The sequence below is a fragment of the Acinetobacter sp. MF4642 genome (genome assembly GCF_002018925.1).
GTDB classification, from domain to species: domain Bacteria; phylum Pseudomonadota; class Gammaproteobacteria; order Pseudomonadales; family Moraxellaceae; genus Acinetobacter; species Acinetobacter johnsonii.
The window spans coordinates 98628-115821 of sequence record NZ_MVON01000005.1; the positions used below are offsets into that span (position 1 = coordinate 98628).

The following is a 17194-nucleotide window of genomic DNA, read 5'->3' on the forward strand; positions in this document are numbered from 1 at the left end:
ATGCAACTTCCGTTTTTTAATACATATACGAGGCAGAGATGACGCAACAAAACGCTCAATCGACTTCTGAACAAGCCATTTCCGAAAACGATTTAATTGCACAGCGTCATGCCAAGTTAAAGCAGATTGAAGATCAAGCCAAACAAACGGGCACTAGCCCATGGCCAAACACGTTTAAACGTGAACATTATGCGCAAGACTTACAAGATCAATTTGCAGACAAAAGCAAAGAAGAAATTGAAGCAGCAGAGCATGTTTATGTGTCTGTAGCGGGTCGTGTGATGTTGAACCGTGGTTCATTCATCGTGATCCAAGATATGACGGGTCGTATCCAGTTATATGTAGCACGTAAAGAATTAGCACCAGAAACTTTAGAAACCATTAAGAGCTTAGATCTTGGCGATATTATCGCGGTGAAAGGTTATATCGGTCGTTCAGGTAAAGGTGACCTTTATGTGCATATCGAACATTTTGAGCTTTTAACCAAGTCGCTTCGTCCACTTCCAGATAAATTCCATGGTCTAAACGATACTGAAGTTAAATATCGTAAGCGTTATCTTGACCTGATTGTGAACGAAGAAACACGTAAGACTTTTGAAATCCGTGCCAAAGTGGTTTCAGGCATTCGTGCGTTCTTAACTGAACAGCGCTTCATGGAAGTAGAAACACCTATGATGCATGTGATTCCGGGTGGAGCATCAGCGCGTCCATTTGAAACACATCATAATGCTTTGGATATGCCGCTTTTCTTACGTATTGCACCTGAGCTTTACTTAAAACGTTTGGTGGTTGGTGGTTTTGAGCGTGTGTTTGAAATTAACCGTAACTTCCGTAACGAAGGTATTTCGACGCGTCACAACCCAGAATTCACCATGATTGAATTCTATCAAGCTTATGCAGACTATAAAGACTTGATGGAACTTACCGAAAATATGATTGAACGCTTAGCGCTGGACATCTTGGGTTCAACCGATGTGCCTTATGGTGAAGAAGTTTATAGCTTCAAAGGTCCATTCAAGAAAATTTCGATGTTTGATGCCATTCTTGCACACAACCCACAGTTCACGCCTGAAAATGTCAATGACCGTGAATTCTTGGCAAAATTTGTGCAAGAAGAGCTGAAAGAACAGGTAAAACCAGGTTTTGGTCTGGGCAAACTTCAAACCATCGTATTTGAAGAAACTGTTGAAACTCAGCTACGTCAACCGACTTTCATTACGGAATATCCAGCTGAAACTTCGCCATTGGCACGTCGTAATGATCATAATCCGCACATCACTGACCGTTTTGAGTTCTTTATTGGTGGTCGTGAACTTGCGAATGGTTTCTCAGAGTTGAATGACCCGATTGACCAAGCTGAACGTTTCCAAGCTCAGGTTTCAGAAAAAGACGCAGGTGATGATGAAGCAATGCACTACGATGCAGACTTTGTTGAAGCACTTGAGTACGGCTTACCGCCGACAGCGGGTGAGGGTATCGGTATTGACCGTTTAGTTATGTTATTCGCTAATGCAGCAAGTATTCGTGATGTGATTTTGTTCCCACACATGCGTCATAAAAACTAAGTTGATATGAACATAAAAGCCCGCATTATTGCGGGTTTTTTATGTTTTACAGATTAATCTAGAAATAATTGGAATCCAAACTTTGGGTTATCATGTTGATATATACAATCAACAAGCTGTTCTGTATTGAGTGTTATTTTTAGTATTCTAGGTTGCGAGTTTGGTAAGTCATATACATAGAACCTAAATGAAACCGACTTTAGGTATTTGTAAATGTATTGCCAAGCAGAAACATAGATGAAAAATCGAAGCATGGAAGGGTGAACAGGCTGAATACTCTGAGTGAAGTTGATGTAATATTTGAGTTTATTTAGTGATATATGATCATTGAATAAAACTTATAGAGCTTATCAATTTTGTTTTATATGAGGTTTTTGCATATAAATATAATAAAACAAGCAATAGTGTGTATAACTAAATCTTTATAATGAATATATATTTTTAAAAGTGTAATAAGTACACGATTTTTGTGAGTTGGTGCTGTCAATGTCATTAAATGAGGAAAGACTTACTCATCTTAAACAGCTTGAAGCTGAGAGTATTCATATTATCCGCGAAGTAGCTGCTGAGTTTGAAAACCCAGTGATGCTTTATTCTATTGGTAAGGATTCAGCAGTCATGCTGCATCTGGCGTTAAAAGCGTTCTATCCTGCCAAGCTTCCATTTCCGCTTCTACATGTAGATACGGGCTGGAAATTTAAAGACATGATTGCTTTCCGCGACAACATGGCAAAAACCCATGGCTTTGATTTGATCGTACATCAAAACAAAGAAGGGAAAGATGCGGGCATTAACCCATTTGATCATGGTAGCTCAAAATATACCGACATCATGAAAACTCAAGGCTTAAAACAAGCGCTTGATAAATACGGTTTTGATGCGGCATTTGGTGGTGCACGTCGTGATGAAGAAAAATCACGTGCGAAAGAACGTGTCTATTCATTCCGTGACTCGAAACACCGTTGGGACCCAAAAAACCAACGTCCTGAACTTTGGAATCTTTACAACGGTAAAGTGAACAAAGGTGAAAGTATTCGTGTGTTCCCACTATCAAACTGGACTGAGCTTGATATTTGGCAATATATCTACTTGGAAAGTATTCCATTGGTTCCACTTTATTTAGCTGCAGAACGTCCTGTGGTTGAGCGTAGTGGCACCCTGATTATGGTTGATGATGAACGTATGCCTTTAAAAGAAGGCGAAGTTCCACAAATGAAATCGGTACGCTTCCGTACACTTGGTTGTTACCCACTTACGGGTGCAGTTGAGTCAACGGCAAATACCTTACCTGAAATTATCCAAGAAATGTTGCTTGCAACCAGCTCTGAACGTCAAGGTCGTATGATTGACCATGATGAGGCGGGCTCAATGGAGAAGAAAAAGCAAGAAGGTTATTTCTAAAATCTCCCCCTAACCCCTCTTTAGTAAAGAGGGGAGAACTCCCGAAAAAAATGGAGGAAAGTCCTCCTTTATCAAAGGAGGATTTAGGTAGATTTGAAGATTAAAAACCGATTTCTAAAGAATATGTGGAGTTTTGAGCAATGTCTCATCAATCAGAACTGATTAGCCAAGATATCTTGGGCTATCTAAAACAACATGAAAATAAAGACTTATTGCGTTTTCTGACTTGCGGTAACGTCGATGATGGTAAGTCAACTTTAATTGGCCGTTTGCTTTACGATTCAAAATTGATTTATGAAGATCAATTGCAAGCAGTAACTCGTGACTCTAAAAAAGTCGGTACGACAGGCGATGCACCTGACTTGGCACTCCTTGTCGATGGTCTACAAGCTGAACGTGAGCAGGGTATTACCATTGATGTGGCTTATCGTTATTTTTCAACTGAGAAACGTAAGTTCATCATCGCTGACACACCGGGACATGAGCAATACACGCGTAACATGGCAACGGGTGCGTCGACTTGTGACCTTGCGATTATCTTGATTGATGCGCGTTATGGTGTACAAACTCAGACACGTCGTCATACTTATATTGCAAGCTTACTGGGCATTAAGAACATTATTGTTGCAATTAACAAAATGGACTTGGTTGAATTTTCTGAAGCGCGCTTCAATGAAATTCAGACGGAGTATGCAGGTTTTGTGGCGCAATTGGGTGACCGTAAGCCAAACAACATTATCTTTACGCCTATTTCAGCATTGAATGGTGATAACGTTGTCAATAAATCACCAAATACGCCATGGTATACAGGCGAAACGTTGATGGGTACGCTTGAGTCTGTGGAAATTAACCGCAATTCAGTGACCAACGATTTCCGTTTCCCTGTGCAATATGTGAACCGTCCAAACCTCGACTTCCGTGGTTTCTGCGGTACGGTTGCGTTGGGTGATGTATCGGTAGGTGATAAAATCGTGGCTTTACCATCAGGTAAGTCATCGACCATCAAAGAAATTGTCACTTATGATGGTAATTTAGAGCGTGCCGTTGCAGGTCAAGCAGTAACGTTGACGCTGAATGACGAAATTGATATTTCGCGTGGTAACGTGCTTGTACGTGCGGATCAAGCTGCGCCAGAAATTTCACGTTCGGTCAATACCACTGTGGTTTGGATGGCAGATCAACCGCTGGTGATTGGTAAGTTGTATAACTTAAAAGTGGGTACGCAAACTGTTCCTGCAAAAGTCACTGCAATTAACTACCGTACCAATGTCAATACATTGGAAAAGGTACAAGTCGATAGCCTTGAGCTGAACGCCATTGCTAATGTTACCGTTGAGTTTGATGCGCCTGTGGTATTTGATCGCTACCAAGACAGCCGTTATACAGGTTCGTTTATCTTCATCGACCGTTTAAACAACGTGACGATTGGTGCGGGTATGGTGGAAGAGTCTGTGGAATGGTCTGCGTATAGCAACCCTGTCACAGCGGAAGACCGTGCTGCACGTTTAGGTCAAAAACCTGCTGCGGTAACTGTCTCTGCGAAAGCTCTAGAAAATGCACAAGCACTTGAAAACTTGTTGATTCAACAAGGTGTAGTTGCGATTGCGAAAGCGGGTCTAACTGCTGATCAGGTTGCACTAGTACGTGAAACAGGTGTGGTTGTGGTGACTGACCTTGTCGATGGGACAGATGTCGCATTCACTCAAGATGCAGTTGAAGAGCTAGCTGATAAAATTGTTGAATTGGTTCGCCTATAAGAGATTGAGCTGATTTGAAGGAACCCACCATAAGGTGGGTTTTTTATTTCTATATTAGATGGATAAATATTATTCAAATAAATAATGTGATATTTCAATAAAAATTCAGTGCTATAGAATGCCTCTTTTGTAGAGGGGTATTATGAAAAAAATATTATTATTTATTGGTTTAACTTTAACTTTTGCTGCTGATGCTAAACAGGCTACGCAAAGTGATGAAGCGATTAAGACGAAAATTATTCAACAATCGATACAAGAGTATTCGGGAAATTGTCCTTGTCCTTACAATACTGCAAGAAATGGAAGTCGGTGTGGTAAACGTAGTGCTTACAATCGAGTCGGTGGTGCTGCGCCACTGTGTTATCCAGAAGACGTGAGTGATCGTATGGTCAAAGAATTTAAAGGACGAGCGTAATTTAAGTTCGATTTACAAGGCTTGGAAAATGAAAGAAAACCTGCGGAGATACAGGTTTTCTATTTTGGTGAGGGATTAGACAAGCTTTAATTATTGAGATTGTTAATCGATTGGTTTTGTTAGGAAGTCTCATTATCTTTGTTTAAGCGCTTTTTCAGTTTATTCACATAACGTTTAAATGGCCAAGTAAACTGCTTCACAAAACTGTTTGGAATTTTATAGCCGATTGTGCCATATACACTGGCCAAATGATTAGGCATGTAAATCGATTTAAAAATCACGTCATAAAGTGGAATAAAGGCTGCATAATTTTTATCAATCGCAGGCTTTTCAGAAGAATGATGCCAATGGTGAAACTCAGGTGTTGCGATCAGCCAGCGCAGATAGGGAAAGCGAAAACGCACGTTGGAGTGAATAAAAATGGCATGGAAAGAAATAAAGACCAAATAAGCAAAGACCGCAGACGTATGAAAACCTAACAAGAAAATTGGTAAGGTTGCGATAAAACGGGTCATTAATACTTCAACAATGTGTAAGCGTGAAGAGGCTAGCCAGTCCATTTGTTCCGTTGAATGGTGAATGGCATGAAAGCGCCATAAAAAATTCACTTCATGCATCGCACGGTGTAACCAATAGGTGGTGAAGTCCACCACAATTAATAACTCAATAAACTGTAACCAAATCGGTTGTACCTGCACATAGGGCACAATCGGGTTATTGGGAATATGCGTGATCCAATACTGAATAGGCATGACCGTTAAAAACGAAAAAAGCTGAATGCCAATATGGCTAAACATGAAATATTTCATGTCTGTGACCCAGCCAACGCGCAGAATTTTCTGTTCAGTGTTTTTTGCAAAGAATCCTTCAAGCGGAATAAAGACTAAAGCAAGGATGATTAAAGTAATAACGAAATAATCAAAACCTGCATAAAAGGGTAGAGCAGGCAATGTCGGTGTTTTGATCAGCCCGCAGCCTAAAACAGCTGCTAAAATGGTGATACACAAACCATAAAAACCATATTTATTCTGTTTAATGATCGCACTATAGGTGCCAAAACCAGCACTGAGGACGATACCGAACAGTAAGCTATAGTAGAAAACATCATAGTGTTTGCTATACAGCGGACGTAGTTCTGGCGTGGTGAGCACAGTGGGAAATAAAAAACATAAAGCAGCAAAAATGCCCAAAAGGCCTAAGGAAACAGAAAGAAATGCACTGATCTTGCCTTGCCCAGCATTGAGTTGTAGGTTTTCAAATTTTTTTCTGAGTTGATCTGTCATTTTAATTTAATTCTGAATTTTAGGAGTTTTGTCAGAGTTCACTTGAGGGGGGTGAACGTGAAAACAGAGGTTAAATTTTAGCGGTATTGCAACTGTTCAGCAATCTTATCTAAAAATATCAAGTAATCCTTCACGGTTACCTATTTGATCTTAAATTTTGATGTTCTAGTTCAGGATTTGAGGTTGCAATCGTTAAAAAACAAATTAAGATATATCTTAATAATTTAAAGATGTATCTTACTTATGTCTAAAGCACAAAAAGTTGAACCCTTTGCTCATTTGGAAATAGCGCCAGTGTTACGTAAACAGCGCCTATTTGAAACGGGTCAGATGAAACTTTTAGCCTTACATCTCATTTCATTCGCGCCTAAATATGGCTATGACCTTATTAAAGAGGTGGGTGAAATTGTGGGAGGAGGCTATTGCCCAAGTGCAGGAACGATCTATCCAACCTTGAATTATTTGGAAGAGCAACAGTTTGTTCATGTAGCGTTAGATGGCGCTGAACGTAAGCAATACCGTATAACAACCTTGGGTTTGAAGCATCTTGAGGCTGAGCAAGCAAATGTGGAAAAGATTTTATCTCGTTTCGACACGCGTAAACAAATTCAAAATAATGAACAATATCTTGATATTAAACGTGCGATGGAAAACCTCAAAGCTTCTTTAAAGCTCAAGATCCAATACAGTGAGCTGAGCCCTAAACAAATTCGTGCTATTGCAGAACAAATCGATCAAGCAGCAGTGAATATTGCACGTCTCTAGGAAAACAGAATGAAACAACATACTTATGAAGTCACACTCAAACACATTGCAGATGCTCAAGGCAACCCGTCGAACTATACAGATACTTTGAGTTTTAACAGCTATAACCACGACGATATTTTTAACGTATTACAGGTGAGTCAAAACAGTCAAATACTGGATGATGAAGCAGCGAAATCATTTACTGTTGGTTTAAAGCTCTTTAGTGAGGTGATGCTAGAGCATAAAAACCTTCCACTCTTTAAAGATTTTATGCCCCATTTTGGACAGTTTATGAAAGCTTTAAAACAAACCGTTAAAACGCCAAGCCAAAGCTAATTTTTATTTACTCAGGTCGATTATGTTCAACACGCTCCCCAAAATTCATATCAAACATTTAAATTGGTTAATGCCGTTATTACTTTCAGGCCTGATGAGTGGTTCTATTTCTGGTTTTAACTTACTGTTAAATAAAGGCTTAGTGCATAATTTTTTCCATCTTTGGCTCAAAAGCTGGAGTCTATCTTGGCTGATTGCATTTCCTCTGATTATGGTGTTTTTGCCTTTGGTTCGTAAATTTCTAATGCAGTTTGTGTCTTTGCCTGATCAGCCACGCAACTGAATACTTGTGCTTTTTATCTGGACCTAATGGTTCTAGGTGATGTTTGAGAGGGATGTCGAGAGCAGTCGCAGCTTGCTTTTTTTATCAATGATCAGCGCTATCGCGCAGCAAAATAGGCTTCAGACTATACATAAGTACGGTGTTATTCATTTCAATTTATTTCTATGATCAAATAGGTCTATGAAACTTGAAAAATATCGCAAGAGTTAGGAATAAATCATGTCACAAACAACGATGCAACAGGTCATTATTACAGAGCCGGGTGGTGTGGATAAGCTGGCATATGAAACAGTGACTATCCCTGAAGCAAAAGCAGACGAGGTTTTGGTTAAAGTCCATGCGTTTGGTATTAACCGTCCAGATATTTTACAGCGTCAAGGTTTATATCCAATGCCGCCTGGGGTAACGCAAGTGCCAGGACTTGAGGTTGCAGGTGAGGTCGTTGCAATTGGAGCTGAAGTTACACAGTTTAAATTGGGCGATAAAGTTTGTGGTTTGACCAATGGTGGTGGTTATGCCGAGTATTGTGTAGTTCCACAAAGTCAAACTTTACATATTCCAGAAAATGTAAGTTTTGTGGAAGCGGCGGCTATTCCTGAAACTTTTTTCACGGTCTGGGCGAATGTGTTCCAAATGGGTAAAGCTAAAGCAGGGGAAGTGGTGTTAGTACATGGTGGAACCAGTGGTATTGGCACCACGGCACTCATGTTATGTAAAGCATTGGGCATTAAAACCTTTGCAACCGTTGGCAGCGATGAAAAAGTACAAGCCATTGCAAATTTGACAGATGCCATCAATTATAAAACCCAAGACTTTGAACACCTGATCAATGAGAAAACGGATAATGCGGGTGTTGATGTTATTTTAGATATGGTGGGTGCACCGTATTTAGAAAAAAATTTGAACTTGCTCCGCCGCGATGGACGTTTGGTTTATATTGCCTTTTTAGGGGGGGCAAAAGCCAAAGAGGTTAAGTTGGGGCAAATTATGATGAAGCGCTTAACCATTACAGGCTCGACCATGCGTGCACGAAATACCGCTGAGAAAGCGGAGATTGCACAAGGTTTACAAGATCATGTAGCACCGCTATGGGCCAAAGGTGAGTGCTTGCCAATGATTTATCAAACTTTTGAGTTCGATCAGATTCAAGCAGCACATGCGTGCATGGATACGGGTGAGCACGTGGGTAAAGTTGTGGTAAAAATTCTGTAATATTTCTATAGTATAAAAAGTAGAGCTGACCTAGTGTCAGCTTTTTTTTGCCTAAAATTTTGCCAAAAAATAAAAATAATGTACTGAAAATAGAAAATAATTTAACAAAGATTAAAAAAATAATAACTGTTCGACACAACCTGTCAAAACTGTGGTGTAAATTTTCAACTAAATTTAAACCTGACAAATTTACGTGGTTTTAAATGAAAAATAAAACAGAAAAGAGGGTTGTCATGAAAATTTTATCGACATCATATACACATGCACATGGTTTCCGTGCGCTCAAGCGCTTGCATAACGCGGTTATCTATAATAGTGTTTTACCTGATGAGTTACACAAGTTGTATAAAGCCTTAATTCATTTTGAGCGCTATATAGAGCGATTAGCGCATCAGCAAACCGCTGTAAAGAAGAAGAAATCTAACAAACATTGATCACTTTTGTTGATAAAAACATGACATAGCTTGAAAGCTAATCGTTTGTCTTTTACTTAATATTATTCAGTGACTTATATTGAATATAATGCTTAGGCATTTAACTATAAATAAAGACACAACATTGATTGTGCAGCGAGGGCAATATGAAGCGTAAAGCTTCAACACATGAACGCCTTGCGGAGCGTTTAGCAAATATTTTGACTAAATTAAATACTGGATATCAATTAGGGGTTGCAGAACTAGCACATGAATTTCAGGTGAGTACGCGAACGATAGAGCGAGATTTTGATCGTCTCAATACGTATTTGCCTTTACTTCAAGATGAATATACCAAGAAGTACTTTTTAGATCCGGTTTATCTTGGACGCTTTAAGCTACAAGACATTCAAAACTTTGCGCAGCTTTCTGGGATCAGTGAGCTCTATCCATCTCTAGATATGTCTTTTCTACGTGGTCTGCTTGATGAGCGTGCGAATCAAGTGTTCTCTGCCAAAGGTTATTATTATGAAAATGCACAGCAATTTGCTGAACATTTTCAGGTTTTTGCGGGCGCGATTCATAAGCGTCAAAAAATCAGTTTTATTTATAATGATCGTTTGCGCCATGTTGACCCGTATCGTTTAATTCATCATCAGGGAAGTTGGTATTTGGCTGCAGCTGTAGCTGATGAATTACGTGCTTATCGTTTAAGTAAAATAGATCAAGTCGTTCTACATGAGACGGAGCTTTTCGAGCACCATTTAGAGGTTTTAACCCAATTAGAACTGAGTGATGGGATTTGGTTTGCAAAGCATAAGCAAACCGTGAAAATATCGGTTCGGCCTGAAGTTGCCTTATATTTTAAGCAACGTCTGTTATTGCCAGAGCAACAAATCGTACTAGAAGATGTAGCGGGTGGCTTGTTAATTGACTGCCAAATTTGCCATGAAATGCAACTTTTACCTTTGGTGCGTTATTGGATTCCATACATTAAAATTATTGAGCCAGCTCATTTTCAAGAAAAATTAGAACAAGATCTGCAACATTATTTATTACCATCCTTATCGTGATAAACAAATGAGATATTATTTTTAAGAGAGTCAAATGTGCTCTCTTTTTTTGTGCATTACATTATGCTTTTTCTGTAGGCATAAAAAAACCAGCTTAACGCTGGGTTCTTTATATGCACCATACTTAGAACTATAAGTATGGTGCCCGAGGCCAGACTCGAACTGGCACGCTTTGTGGGCGGGGGATTTTAAATCCCCTGTGTCTACCGATTTCACCACTCGGGCTTTAACAAGATGGAGGCGGAGGTCGGAATCGAACCGGCGTCCACGGAGTTGCAGTCCGCTGCATGACCACTCTGCCACCCCGCCGCGTCTTGTTGATGCGTATATTAGCAAGCTCTGAAAAAAAAACAATAGTGCTTTCATTCGTATGCGCATAAAAACAGCATATAGCGAAAAATATTTAAAATTATCATGTATTATGTGCAAAATTGATTCATATCAACACTTGGAGATGTGCCGTGGCATTAGTTTTAGATGGTCGTGCATTGGCAAAACAAATTGAAGCTGACTTGTTAACTCGGGTTGAAGCGCTCAAAGCAAAATCAGGTCGTACCCCAATTCTTGCGACTATTTTGGTGGGTGACGATGGCGCATCTGCAACTTATGTACGTATGAAAGGAAATGCCTGTCGTCGTGTTGGTATGGACTCACTTAAAGTTGAACTGCCAAAAGAGACCACCACTGAACAATTGTTGGCAGAAATTGAAAAACTGAATGCAAATCCTGATGTTCACGGTATTTTGCTTCAACATCCAGTGCCTGAACAAATTGATGAGCGTGCATGTTTTGATGCAATTTCTCTTGCAAAAGATGTGGATGGCGTAACGTGTCTCGGTTTTGGTCGTATGGCTATGGGTGAGGCAGCATATGGTTCTGCGACACCTGCAGGTATTATGACTATTTTGCAAGAAAACAATATTGAAATTGCTGGAAAGCATGCTGTTGTTGTAGGTCGTTCTGCAATTTTAGGTAAGCCAATGGCTGCGATGTTACTTCAAGCCAATGCAACCGTAACGATCTGTCACTCACGTACTCAAAACTTAGCTGACTTTGTAAAGCAAGCCGATATTATCGTGGGTGCGGTTGGTAAGGCTGAATTGATTCAAAAAGATTGGATTAAACAAGGTGCAGTAGTTGTTGATGCTGGTTTCCATCCACGTGATGGTGGTGGTGTAGGCGACATTCAATTGGTTGGTATTGAAGAGGTGGCTTCTGCGTATACGCCAGTTCCAGGTGGCGTGGGCCCAATGACGATTACGACACTAATTCGTCAAACGGTTGAAGCAGCTGAGAAAGCTTTAGGTTAATTTGATTGATATGAGTCATGACGGAGTCTTTTCGTTGTCACTATTGATGTAAGTAGCTCGTATGTTACTTTTGTTTCGGCAAAAGTAACCAAAACCAGTGCCATCTACAGAACTCGACATATTTAATCGTTGATTTAATATGTCGCAGAAACATTAATTATTTAATGATGGTCTGCCTTAAACAGCTGTAGATGGCATATCATGTATCAAATTATTGTTGTAAATTCTAATAAGTTTTCAAGGCTTATCTATGAGCTGTACTTTTCAATTTCCTCCAGCACCTAAACATTTGCTAAACGCCTTGCATGAAGTGATTCCACGCTGTGAATTGCTTGCGCAACAGCTTCCTGAAACATCTATTTCTTTGTGGCTCATTCCTCCCGTATTTCCAACCGATAAACTGGATGATGAAATTATTCGCCGTATTTGGAATGAAACACCATATTGGATCTTTTGTTGGGCTTCAGGTCTAGCCATGGCGCAGTGGTTACTGGAAGAGCCTCATCATGTCAAAGATAAGGTAGTGTTGGATTTTGGCGCAGGTTCAGGTGTGGTGGCGATTGCAGCCAAAATGGCGGGCGCAAAACGTGTGATTTGTTGCGATATTGATGCAGTTAGTTTAGATGCTTGCCGTGCCAATGCAGAACTTAATAATGTAGAGCTAGAGTATTTGGATGACTTGTATCAATCTGAACAGGTCGATGTTCTATTGGCTGCTGATGTTTTATATGATCAATGCAATCGTTTCTTTTTAGATGAATTTTTAAAGTTTGCACCTGAAGTTTGGGTGGCGGATAGTCGTGTTAAAAATTTTAGCCATCCGAAGTACATGAAGCTTGATGAGCGTAGTGCCACAACTTGGCCAGATCTAGATGAGTCACCAGAGTTTCGTAATGTGAGTTTTTATCGAACTTTAGAGACTCAAAAAGGGCACTAAGCCCTTTTTTATATATCAGAAGGTCTTAAGAGCAGGTATAGCGTACAACATGTAGTGTGCTTGGGCGTGCTTCAAGTGACTCACGTGTTGCAATGTTCTCACCTTGGTGTAAGTCGGGTGTATTGCTTAAACCGAAAGTGGCACGGGTTTGACCAATTTGGCGGCCATATTCGGGAACATCCGCTGCGGTGTTAGGAATTTCATTAATACTTAAAATCGCCAATTTATAATTCTTTTGTGAACCTAAAACTTTTTGGCAAGCACGTTGTAATTTGTTTTCATCGAGTTGCTGATTTTTACGAGCAGCAAGCGTATAAGCAAGGGTAGCACTCGATTCGGATTGATGTTCAATTTGATAGCCAACATTGCCATTGTATTGGCGAGGCGTGCTTTGACATGCAGATACTGCTAAAACGATACAGCTTAAGCCTAAAAGTTTATACGTATTTTTCATATAAAAAGTTCCTAACATTATTCTTGTTCTTAGTATGCCATACGCAGGTGTAATTCACGATATTTCAATCAATCAAGTTTCGGCAAAAAATTGATCAGACATAAAAAATGCCTTCATTCGAGAAGGCATTTTTTATGTCTAGCTTATTAACTTACACACTTACTTTAAGCATCAATGATCGGTAATCATACTGTGCTTTTTGGTGTCTTTCATAAAGATGTAAGTCAGTAGAGATAAACCAATCATGAAGGTGATGTAGTAAAAGAAGTAGTTTTCATGTCCTGCATTTTTAAAACTCAACGCTACAAGCTCTGCTGTGCCACCAAAGATGGTATTTGCAATCGCATAAGGTAGGGCAACCCCTAGTGCACGAATATGTGCTGGAAAGAGCTCTGCTTTGACTACGGCATTAATTGCGGTATAACCCGTTACAATTACCATACCGCTCATACATAGCATGAATGCGGTTGTTGGGCTGCTGGTTGAGCCTAGACCATTGAAAATTGGAATTGTGAATAGCACACCCAATACACCAAAAGTGATCATAATTGGTTTACGACCAATTTTATCAGACAGTGCGCCCACCACAGGTTGTAATAGCATGAAGACAAAGATTGCTGCTGTGGTGATCTCTGTGGCTGTGGTTTTCTCAAAACCTGAGGTGTTGACTAAGTATTTTTGTAAATACGTGGTAAAGGTGTTGAATGCTAGTGTTCCACCCGCAGTTAGCATAATCACAGTGAATGCTTGCTTTGGATATTTGGTAAATAAAGCAAGTGCGCTAGATTTTGGGCCACCATTTTTAGCCTGTTCTTGTGCATCTTTTGAAGATTGGGTTTCAACCAAACCACGACGAATCCAGAACACCACAATGGCAAGTACAGCACCAATGAAGAAGGGAATACGCCAGCCCCATTCAGATAACTGTGCTTCGCTCATGGTGCGTTGTAAAATGATCAGCACACACAGCGCCAAGAGCTGACCTGAAATGAGAGTCACATACTGAAAACTAGAGAAGAAACCACGATGGTTTTTTCCAGCCATTTCCGTTAAATAGGTTGCGCTTGAACCGTACTCTCCACCAACACTTAAACCTTGCAATAAACGGGCAAAGAGTAATAAGGCAGGTGCGAGCATACCCACACTGGCATAGGTAGGTGCACAGGCAATAATCAAAGATCCCACACACATTAAAGATACAGACAGGGTAAGACCTGATTTACGTCCTTTACGGTCTGCATAGATTCCCATGATCCACGCGCCAATAGGACGCATCAGGAAGCCCAGTGCAAAGACGGCTGCAGCTTGTAAGAGTTTTACCGTGTCATCCCCTTCAGGGAAAAACTGTGGCGCGAAATATAAGGTAAATGCGGCATAGACATACCAGTCATACCATTCAACTAAGTTGCCAGCTGAACCACCGAGAATCGATTTTAAACGGGTTTTTTTATCGATGCTTACTGGAGCAGTTTGGGGAGATAGATCAGTCACAAAAATTTCCCAAGGAGAAGTTCGGAAAATACATCTTTTAACTTTTTAAATAGAAAAAGTTAAAACAATATATTTTAAGATTAAACAAAAAATTCTGTTTCGTTATACGCCCCTTATTCTTGGACTTCATTCGACTTTAGTCTAAATTCTGGTATGATTTATATGCTGTTAAGTTTTTCTAATGAATATCTTTATTTTAATGGGAAATTATCATTTTACTTATCTAGAACAAACCCTTGTTATTTTTCAATGTGTGAATAGTCAATTAAAATACAAGGGGTTATAGTGCTTTTTAATTTTATGGTGAATGTTGATTTTTAGAAAGGAAATTGTTTTTTAGCATGGAAATTAGTCGATTTTTCACTGAATAGTCAAAATTAAAAATTAAATTCTAAAAATAGATGCGGTTATTAATTTATTTAGAGTAACGAATTTTCTCTGATTTGACTGGCTTTGGAATATGACAAGGTTGGATTTTGATGTTAAGTTTAGGGTGAAGAACAAAAATAACACAATAACTCAATGAGAGAGGTGAATATGCAAGACACAGATGCCATTTATGATATTGCCGTTGTGGGCGCGGGCATCAATGGGGTGGGCATTGCAAATGATGCTGTAGGGCGTGGTTTAAGTGTTTTCGTCTGTGAAAAAGATGACTTAGCCAGTCATACGTCTTCAGCCAGTAGTAAGCTCATTCATGGTGGATTGCGTTATCTCGAACAAAAAGAATTTCGTTTAGTACGTGAAGCGCTATTAGAGCGTGAAGTCCTGTTAAAAAAAGCCCCACACTTGATCCATCCTATGCGTTTTATTATGCCGCATTTGCCTTATTTGCGCCCTGCATGGCTAATTCGTTCAGGCTTATTTATCTATGACTATTTGGCAAAACGAGAAACATTAGAGGGTTCAGAGCTTGTTCATTTTAATGTCGACAGTCCCTTAAAAGACACCATTAAACGTGGATTCGAATATTCAGATTGTACTGTGGATGATGCGCGTTTGGTGGTAGTTAATGCAATCCAAGCACATGAGCTAGGGGCTCAAATTCGGACACAAACGCGATGCATTTCTGCGGTTCAGCAGGAGGGTGTGTGGTGCCTAACGTTGGAGCATCAAAAACGACATTACCAAATTAAAGCTCGAACTTTAGTTAATGCAACTGGTGCATGGGTCACAGATTTTATTCAACAGCAACTGTCCCAAACCCCAAAGGCAGGCATTCGATTGGTTCAGGGCAGTCATATCATTGTGAAGCGTTTATACCCTGAACAGCATGCGTTTATTTTACAAAATGACGATCAACGAATTGTGTTTGTAATTCCTTATTTAGATGAATACAGCCTGATTGGTACCACGGACGTAGAGTTTGAGGGTGATGCAAATCATGTCAATATTACCGAGCAGGAAACGGCTTATTTGATTGATGTGATTAATGACCATTTCAAGCTTCAATTACAGCAAGGAGATGTGATGTCAAGCTTTGCAGGCGTAAGGGCGCTGTATGATGATGCAAGTACCCAAGCCTCTAAAGTGACACGTGATTATGTACTGGCGATGTCTAAGCCTGTTGCACATGAAGCGCCATTGTTATCTGTTTATGGTGGAAAGCTAACGACTTATCGCAAGTTGGCGGAAGCGGCTTTGCTACAGCTGAAACGTTATTTTCCACACATGAAAGCGGAATGGACGGCTGAGGCAAAACTCCCAGGTGCGGAAGGTTTTAGTTCAGTCGAGGTTTTATGTGCAGAGTTGATGCATGAAATCAAAGGGCTAGAGTCTCAAACAGCGCATCGTTGGGCAAACAGTTATGGTAGTCGAGTGTGGCATATGCTCGGTGAGAACAAAGATGTACAAACTTTTGGGCAGTCTTTTGGCCATGGTTTGTATCAGCAAGAAGTGGATTATGTGGTGAAACGTGAGTGGGCTGTCAGCAGTGAAGATATTTTAAAACGACGGACTAAACTGTATTTAAAATTTGATGCACTAGAAACTCAAGCTTTAGACATCTACTTGCAGGATTTACACCTGCGTCGTATGCAGGGGGATGCTGCATAGTGTTAAGTATGTGTAATGGATACAGTTGATTTCGTTCTATTAAAAAAGCCGCTATCGCGGCTTTTTTAGATTTAAATTTCGATACCGCCGAGCTGTTTACAGTCTACAGGTGTCTTCCATTTTACAGCCGTTCCCCAAACGACTGGGCGAACAATACGCCAAGGCCAAAAGCCAAAACGTTGGCTGGCATTGTAGTTGATGACGACATTACCACCGACTTGATGTGCACGCTCAGCAAAACGCGGATAGAGTTCAACCACGCTGCCATAAGTGCCTTTAGCGACTTTGATGCGCTTTTTGATTTCAAATTGAGTTGAATCAGGTGTGCCTTTGATTGCGCAAACATGAAGTGCTGGCTGAGTTGTTGCTACTTCTGTTTGAGCCATGACTAGGCTTGATAAACCCAGTAGACCGATTGTGAGTGTGAGTTTTTTAAGCATGAATTACCCCTTGATAAGTTTT

The 17194-nt window shown here is 40.1% G+C and carries 17 protein-coding genes and 2 tRNA genes; 13 read left to right on the forward strand and 6 right to left on the reverse strand.

The features are described 5' to 3' along the window. Window positions 1-38 precede the first annotated feature (38 nt). The 4 genes from lysS (at window position 39) to MF4642_RS04520 (ending at window position 5138) form a co-directional block, all read left to right on the forward strand. Complete coding sequence (lysS, locus tag MF4642_RS04505; RefSeq protein WP_078425439.1) at window positions 39-1565, forward strand: lysine--tRNA ligase; 1527 nt, start codon at window positions 39-41, stop codon at window positions 1563-1565. Between the two features lie 486 nt (window positions 1566-2051). Continuing rightward, window positions 2052-2966: a sulfate adenylyltransferase subunit CysD gene (gene cysD, locus MF4642_RS04510; protein ID WP_004694369.1), complete on the forward strand. Its 915-nt coding sequence runs from the start codon at window positions 2052-2054 to the stop codon at window positions 2964-2966. Between the two features lie 140 nt (window positions 2967-3106). Further along, window positions 3107-4723, forward strand: a complete 1617-nt coding sequence (gene cysN, locus MF4642_RS04515) for a sulfate adenylyltransferase subunit CysN (protein ID WP_078425440.1) — start codon at window positions 3107-3109, stop codon at window positions 4721-4723. A gap of 142 nt (window positions 4724-4865) precedes the next feature. Then, window positions 4866-5138 (forward strand): hypothetical protein, encoded by a 273-nt coding sequence (locus MF4642_RS04520; RefSeq protein ID WP_078425441.1) that lies wholly within the window; start codon window positions 4866-4868, stop codon window positions 5136-5138. A 119-nt stretch (window positions 5139-5257) separates the two neighbouring features. Here MF4642_RS04520 and MF4642_RS04525 read toward each other — a convergent pair whose 3' ends face one another. After that, window positions 5258-6421, reverse strand: a complete 1164-nt coding sequence (locus MF4642_RS04525) for a sterol desaturase family protein (protein WP_078425442.1) — start codon at window positions 6419-6421, stop codon at window positions 5258-5260. A 243-nt stretch (window positions 6422-6664) separates the two neighbouring features. Here MF4642_RS04525 and MF4642_RS04530 point away from each other — a divergent pair, with 243 nt between their 5' ends. The 6 genes from MF4642_RS04530 (at window position 6665) to MF4642_RS04555 (ending at window position 10485) form a co-directional block, all read left to right on the forward strand. Further along, complete coding sequence (locus MF4642_RS04530; protein WP_078425443.1) at window positions 6665-7186, forward strand: PadR family transcriptional regulator; 522 nt, start codon at window positions 6665-6667, stop codon at window positions 7184-7186. Between the two features lie 9 nt (window positions 7187-7195). Further along, window positions 7196-7504, forward strand: coding sequence for a DUF3861 domain-containing protein (locus tag MF4642_RS04535; protein WP_078425444.1), 309 nt, complete (start codon window positions 7196-7198; stop codon window positions 7502-7504). Window positions 7505-7526: 22 nt separating this feature from the next. After that, on the forward strand, window positions 7527-7787 hold the full coding sequence (locus MF4642_RS04540; protein ID WP_004694355.1) for a DUF2798 domain-containing protein: 261 nt from the start codon (window positions 7527-7529) through the stop codon (window positions 7785-7787). Window positions 7788-8006: 219 nt separating this feature from the next. Continuing rightward, window positions 8007-8999, forward strand: a complete 993-nt coding sequence (locus tag MF4642_RS04545; protein ID WP_078425445.1) for an NAD(P)H-quinone oxidoreductase — start codon at window positions 8007-8009, stop codon at window positions 8997-8999. Window positions 9000-9232: 233 nt separating this feature from the next. Continuing rightward, the gene (locus MF4642_RS04550; RefSeq protein ID WP_078425446.1) at window positions 9233-9433 is read left to right on the forward strand and encodes a hypothetical protein; all 201 of its coding nucleotides are present in this window, start codon (window positions 9233-9235) and stop codon (window positions 9431-9433) included. A 146-nt stretch (window positions 9434-9579) separates the two neighbouring features. Next, window positions 9580-10485 (forward strand): helix-turn-helix transcriptional regulator, encoded by a 906-nt coding sequence (locus MF4642_RS04555; RefSeq protein WP_078425447.1) that lies wholly within the window; start codon window positions 9580-9582, stop codon window positions 10483-10485. Window positions 10486-10624: 139 nt separating this feature from the next. On the opposite strand, the gene MF4642_RS04560 is transcribed toward MF4642_RS04555, so the two are convergent. After that, a tRNA-Leu gene (locus tag MF4642_RS04560) sits at window positions 10625-10710 on the reverse strand. A 10-nt stretch (window positions 10711-10720) separates the two neighbouring features. Beyond that, window positions 10721-10794: transfer RNA gene (locus MF4642_RS04565), tRNA-Cys, on the reverse strand. A 152-nt stretch (window positions 10795-10946) separates the two neighbouring features. Between MF4642_RS04565 and folD the strand changes: the two genes are divergently transcribed. Next, the gene (folD, locus tag MF4642_RS04570; RefSeq protein ID WP_010326278.1) at window positions 10947-11795 is read left to right on the forward strand and encodes a bifunctional methylenetetrahydrofolate dehydrogenase/methenyltetrahydrofolate cyclohydrolase FolD; all 849 of its coding nucleotides are present in this window, start codon (window positions 10947-10949) and stop codon (window positions 11793-11795) included. A 250-nt stretch (window positions 11796-12045) separates the two neighbouring features. After that, window positions 12046-12732 (forward strand): class I SAM-dependent methyltransferase, encoded by a 687-nt coding sequence (locus MF4642_RS04575; protein WP_078425448.1) that lies wholly within the window; start codon window positions 12046-12048, stop codon window positions 12730-12732. A 25-nt stretch (window positions 12733-12757) separates the two neighbouring features. Here MF4642_RS04575 and MF4642_RS04580 read toward each other — a convergent pair whose 3' ends face one another. Both MF4642_RS04580 and MF4642_RS04585 read right to left on the reverse strand, forming a co-directional pair. After that, the gene (locus tag MF4642_RS04580) at window positions 12758-13186 is read right to left on the reverse strand and encodes a hypothetical protein (protein ID WP_078425449.1); all 429 of its coding nucleotides are present in this window, start codon (window positions 13184-13186) and stop codon (window positions 12758-12760) included. A 171-nt stretch (window positions 13187-13357) separates the two neighbouring features. Continuing rightward, window positions 13358-14677: an MFS transporter gene (locus tag MF4642_RS04585; protein ID WP_004694344.1), complete on the reverse strand. Its 1320-nt coding sequence runs from the start codon at window positions 14675-14677 to the stop codon at window positions 13358-13360. Window positions 14678-15214: 537 nt separating this feature from the next. Between MF4642_RS04585 and glpD the strand changes: the two genes are divergently transcribed. Further along, window positions 15215-16732, forward strand: coding sequence for a glycerol-3-phosphate dehydrogenase (glpD, locus tag MF4642_RS04590; RefSeq protein WP_078425450.1), 1518 nt, complete (start codon window positions 15215-15217; stop codon window positions 16730-16732). A gap of 71 nt (window positions 16733-16803) precedes the next feature. Here the strand turns inward: glpD and MF4642_RS04595 are convergent, their stop codons facing one another. After that, entirely contained in the window at window positions 16804-17172 is a 369-nt protein-coding gene (locus tag MF4642_RS04595; protein WP_078390144.1) for a hypothetical protein, read from the reverse strand. Window positions 17173-17194: the final 22 nt, after the last annotated feature.

Excerpts from the sequence above, each read along its gene's own strand:
- MF4642_RS04520 (WP_078425441.1), top strand. The coding sequence starts at position 4,866 with ATGAAAAAAATATTATTATTTATTGGTTTAACTTTAACTTTTGCTGCT.
- MF4642_RS04575 (WP_078425448.1), top strand. The coding sequence starts at position 12,046 with ATGAGCTGTACTTTTCAATTTCCTCCAGCACCTAAACATTTGCTAAAC.
- glpD (WP_078425450.1), top strand. The coding sequence starts at position 15,215 with ATGCAAGACACAGATGCCATTTATGATATTGCCGTTGTGGGCGCGGGC.
- MF4642_RS04525 (WP_078425442.1), bottom strand. The coding sequence starts at position 6,421 with ATGACAGATCAACTCAGAAAAAAATTTGAAAACCTACAACTCAATGCT.
- MF4642_RS04550 (WP_078425446.1), top strand. The coding sequence starts at position 9,233 with ATGAAAATTTTATCGACATCATATACACATGCACATGGTTTCCGTGCG.
- MF4642_RS04595 (WP_078390144.1), bottom strand. The coding sequence starts at position 17,172 with ATGCTTAAAAAACTCACACTCACAATCGGTCTACTGGGTTTATCAAGC.
- cysN (WP_078425440.1), top strand. The coding sequence starts at position 3,107 with ATGTCTCATCAATCAGAACTGATTAGCCAAGATATCTTGGGCTATCTA.
- MF4642_RS04540 (WP_004694355.1), top strand. The coding sequence starts at position 7,527 with ATGTTCAACACGCTCCCCAAAATTCATATCAAACATTTAAATTGGTTA.
- MF4642_RS04545 (WP_078425445.1), top strand. The coding sequence starts at position 8,007 with ATGTCACAAACAACGATGCAACAGGTCATTATTACAGAGCCGGGTGGT.
- MF4642_RS04535 (WP_078425444.1), top strand. The coding sequence starts at position 7,196 with ATGAAACAACATACTTATGAAGTCACACTCAAACACATTGCAGATGCT.
- MF4642_RS04530 (WP_078425443.1), top strand. The coding sequence starts at position 6,665 with ATGTCTAAAGCACAAAAAGTTGAACCCTTTGCTCATTTGGAAATAGCG.
- MF4642_RS04555 (WP_078425447.1), top strand. The coding sequence starts at position 9,580 with ATGAAGCGTAAAGCTTCAACACATGAACGCCTTGCGGAGCGTTTAGCA.
- cysD (WP_004694369.1), top strand. The coding sequence starts at position 2,052 with ATGTCATTAAATGAGGAAAGACTTACTCATCTTAAACAGCTTGAAGCT.
- lysS (WP_078425439.1), top strand. The coding sequence starts at position 39 with ATGACGCAACAAAACGCTCAATCGACTTCTGAACAAGCCATTTCCGAA.
- MF4642_RS04580 (WP_078425449.1), bottom strand. The coding sequence starts at position 13,186 with ATGAAAAATACGTATAAACTTTTAGGCTTAAGCTGTATCGTTTTAGCA.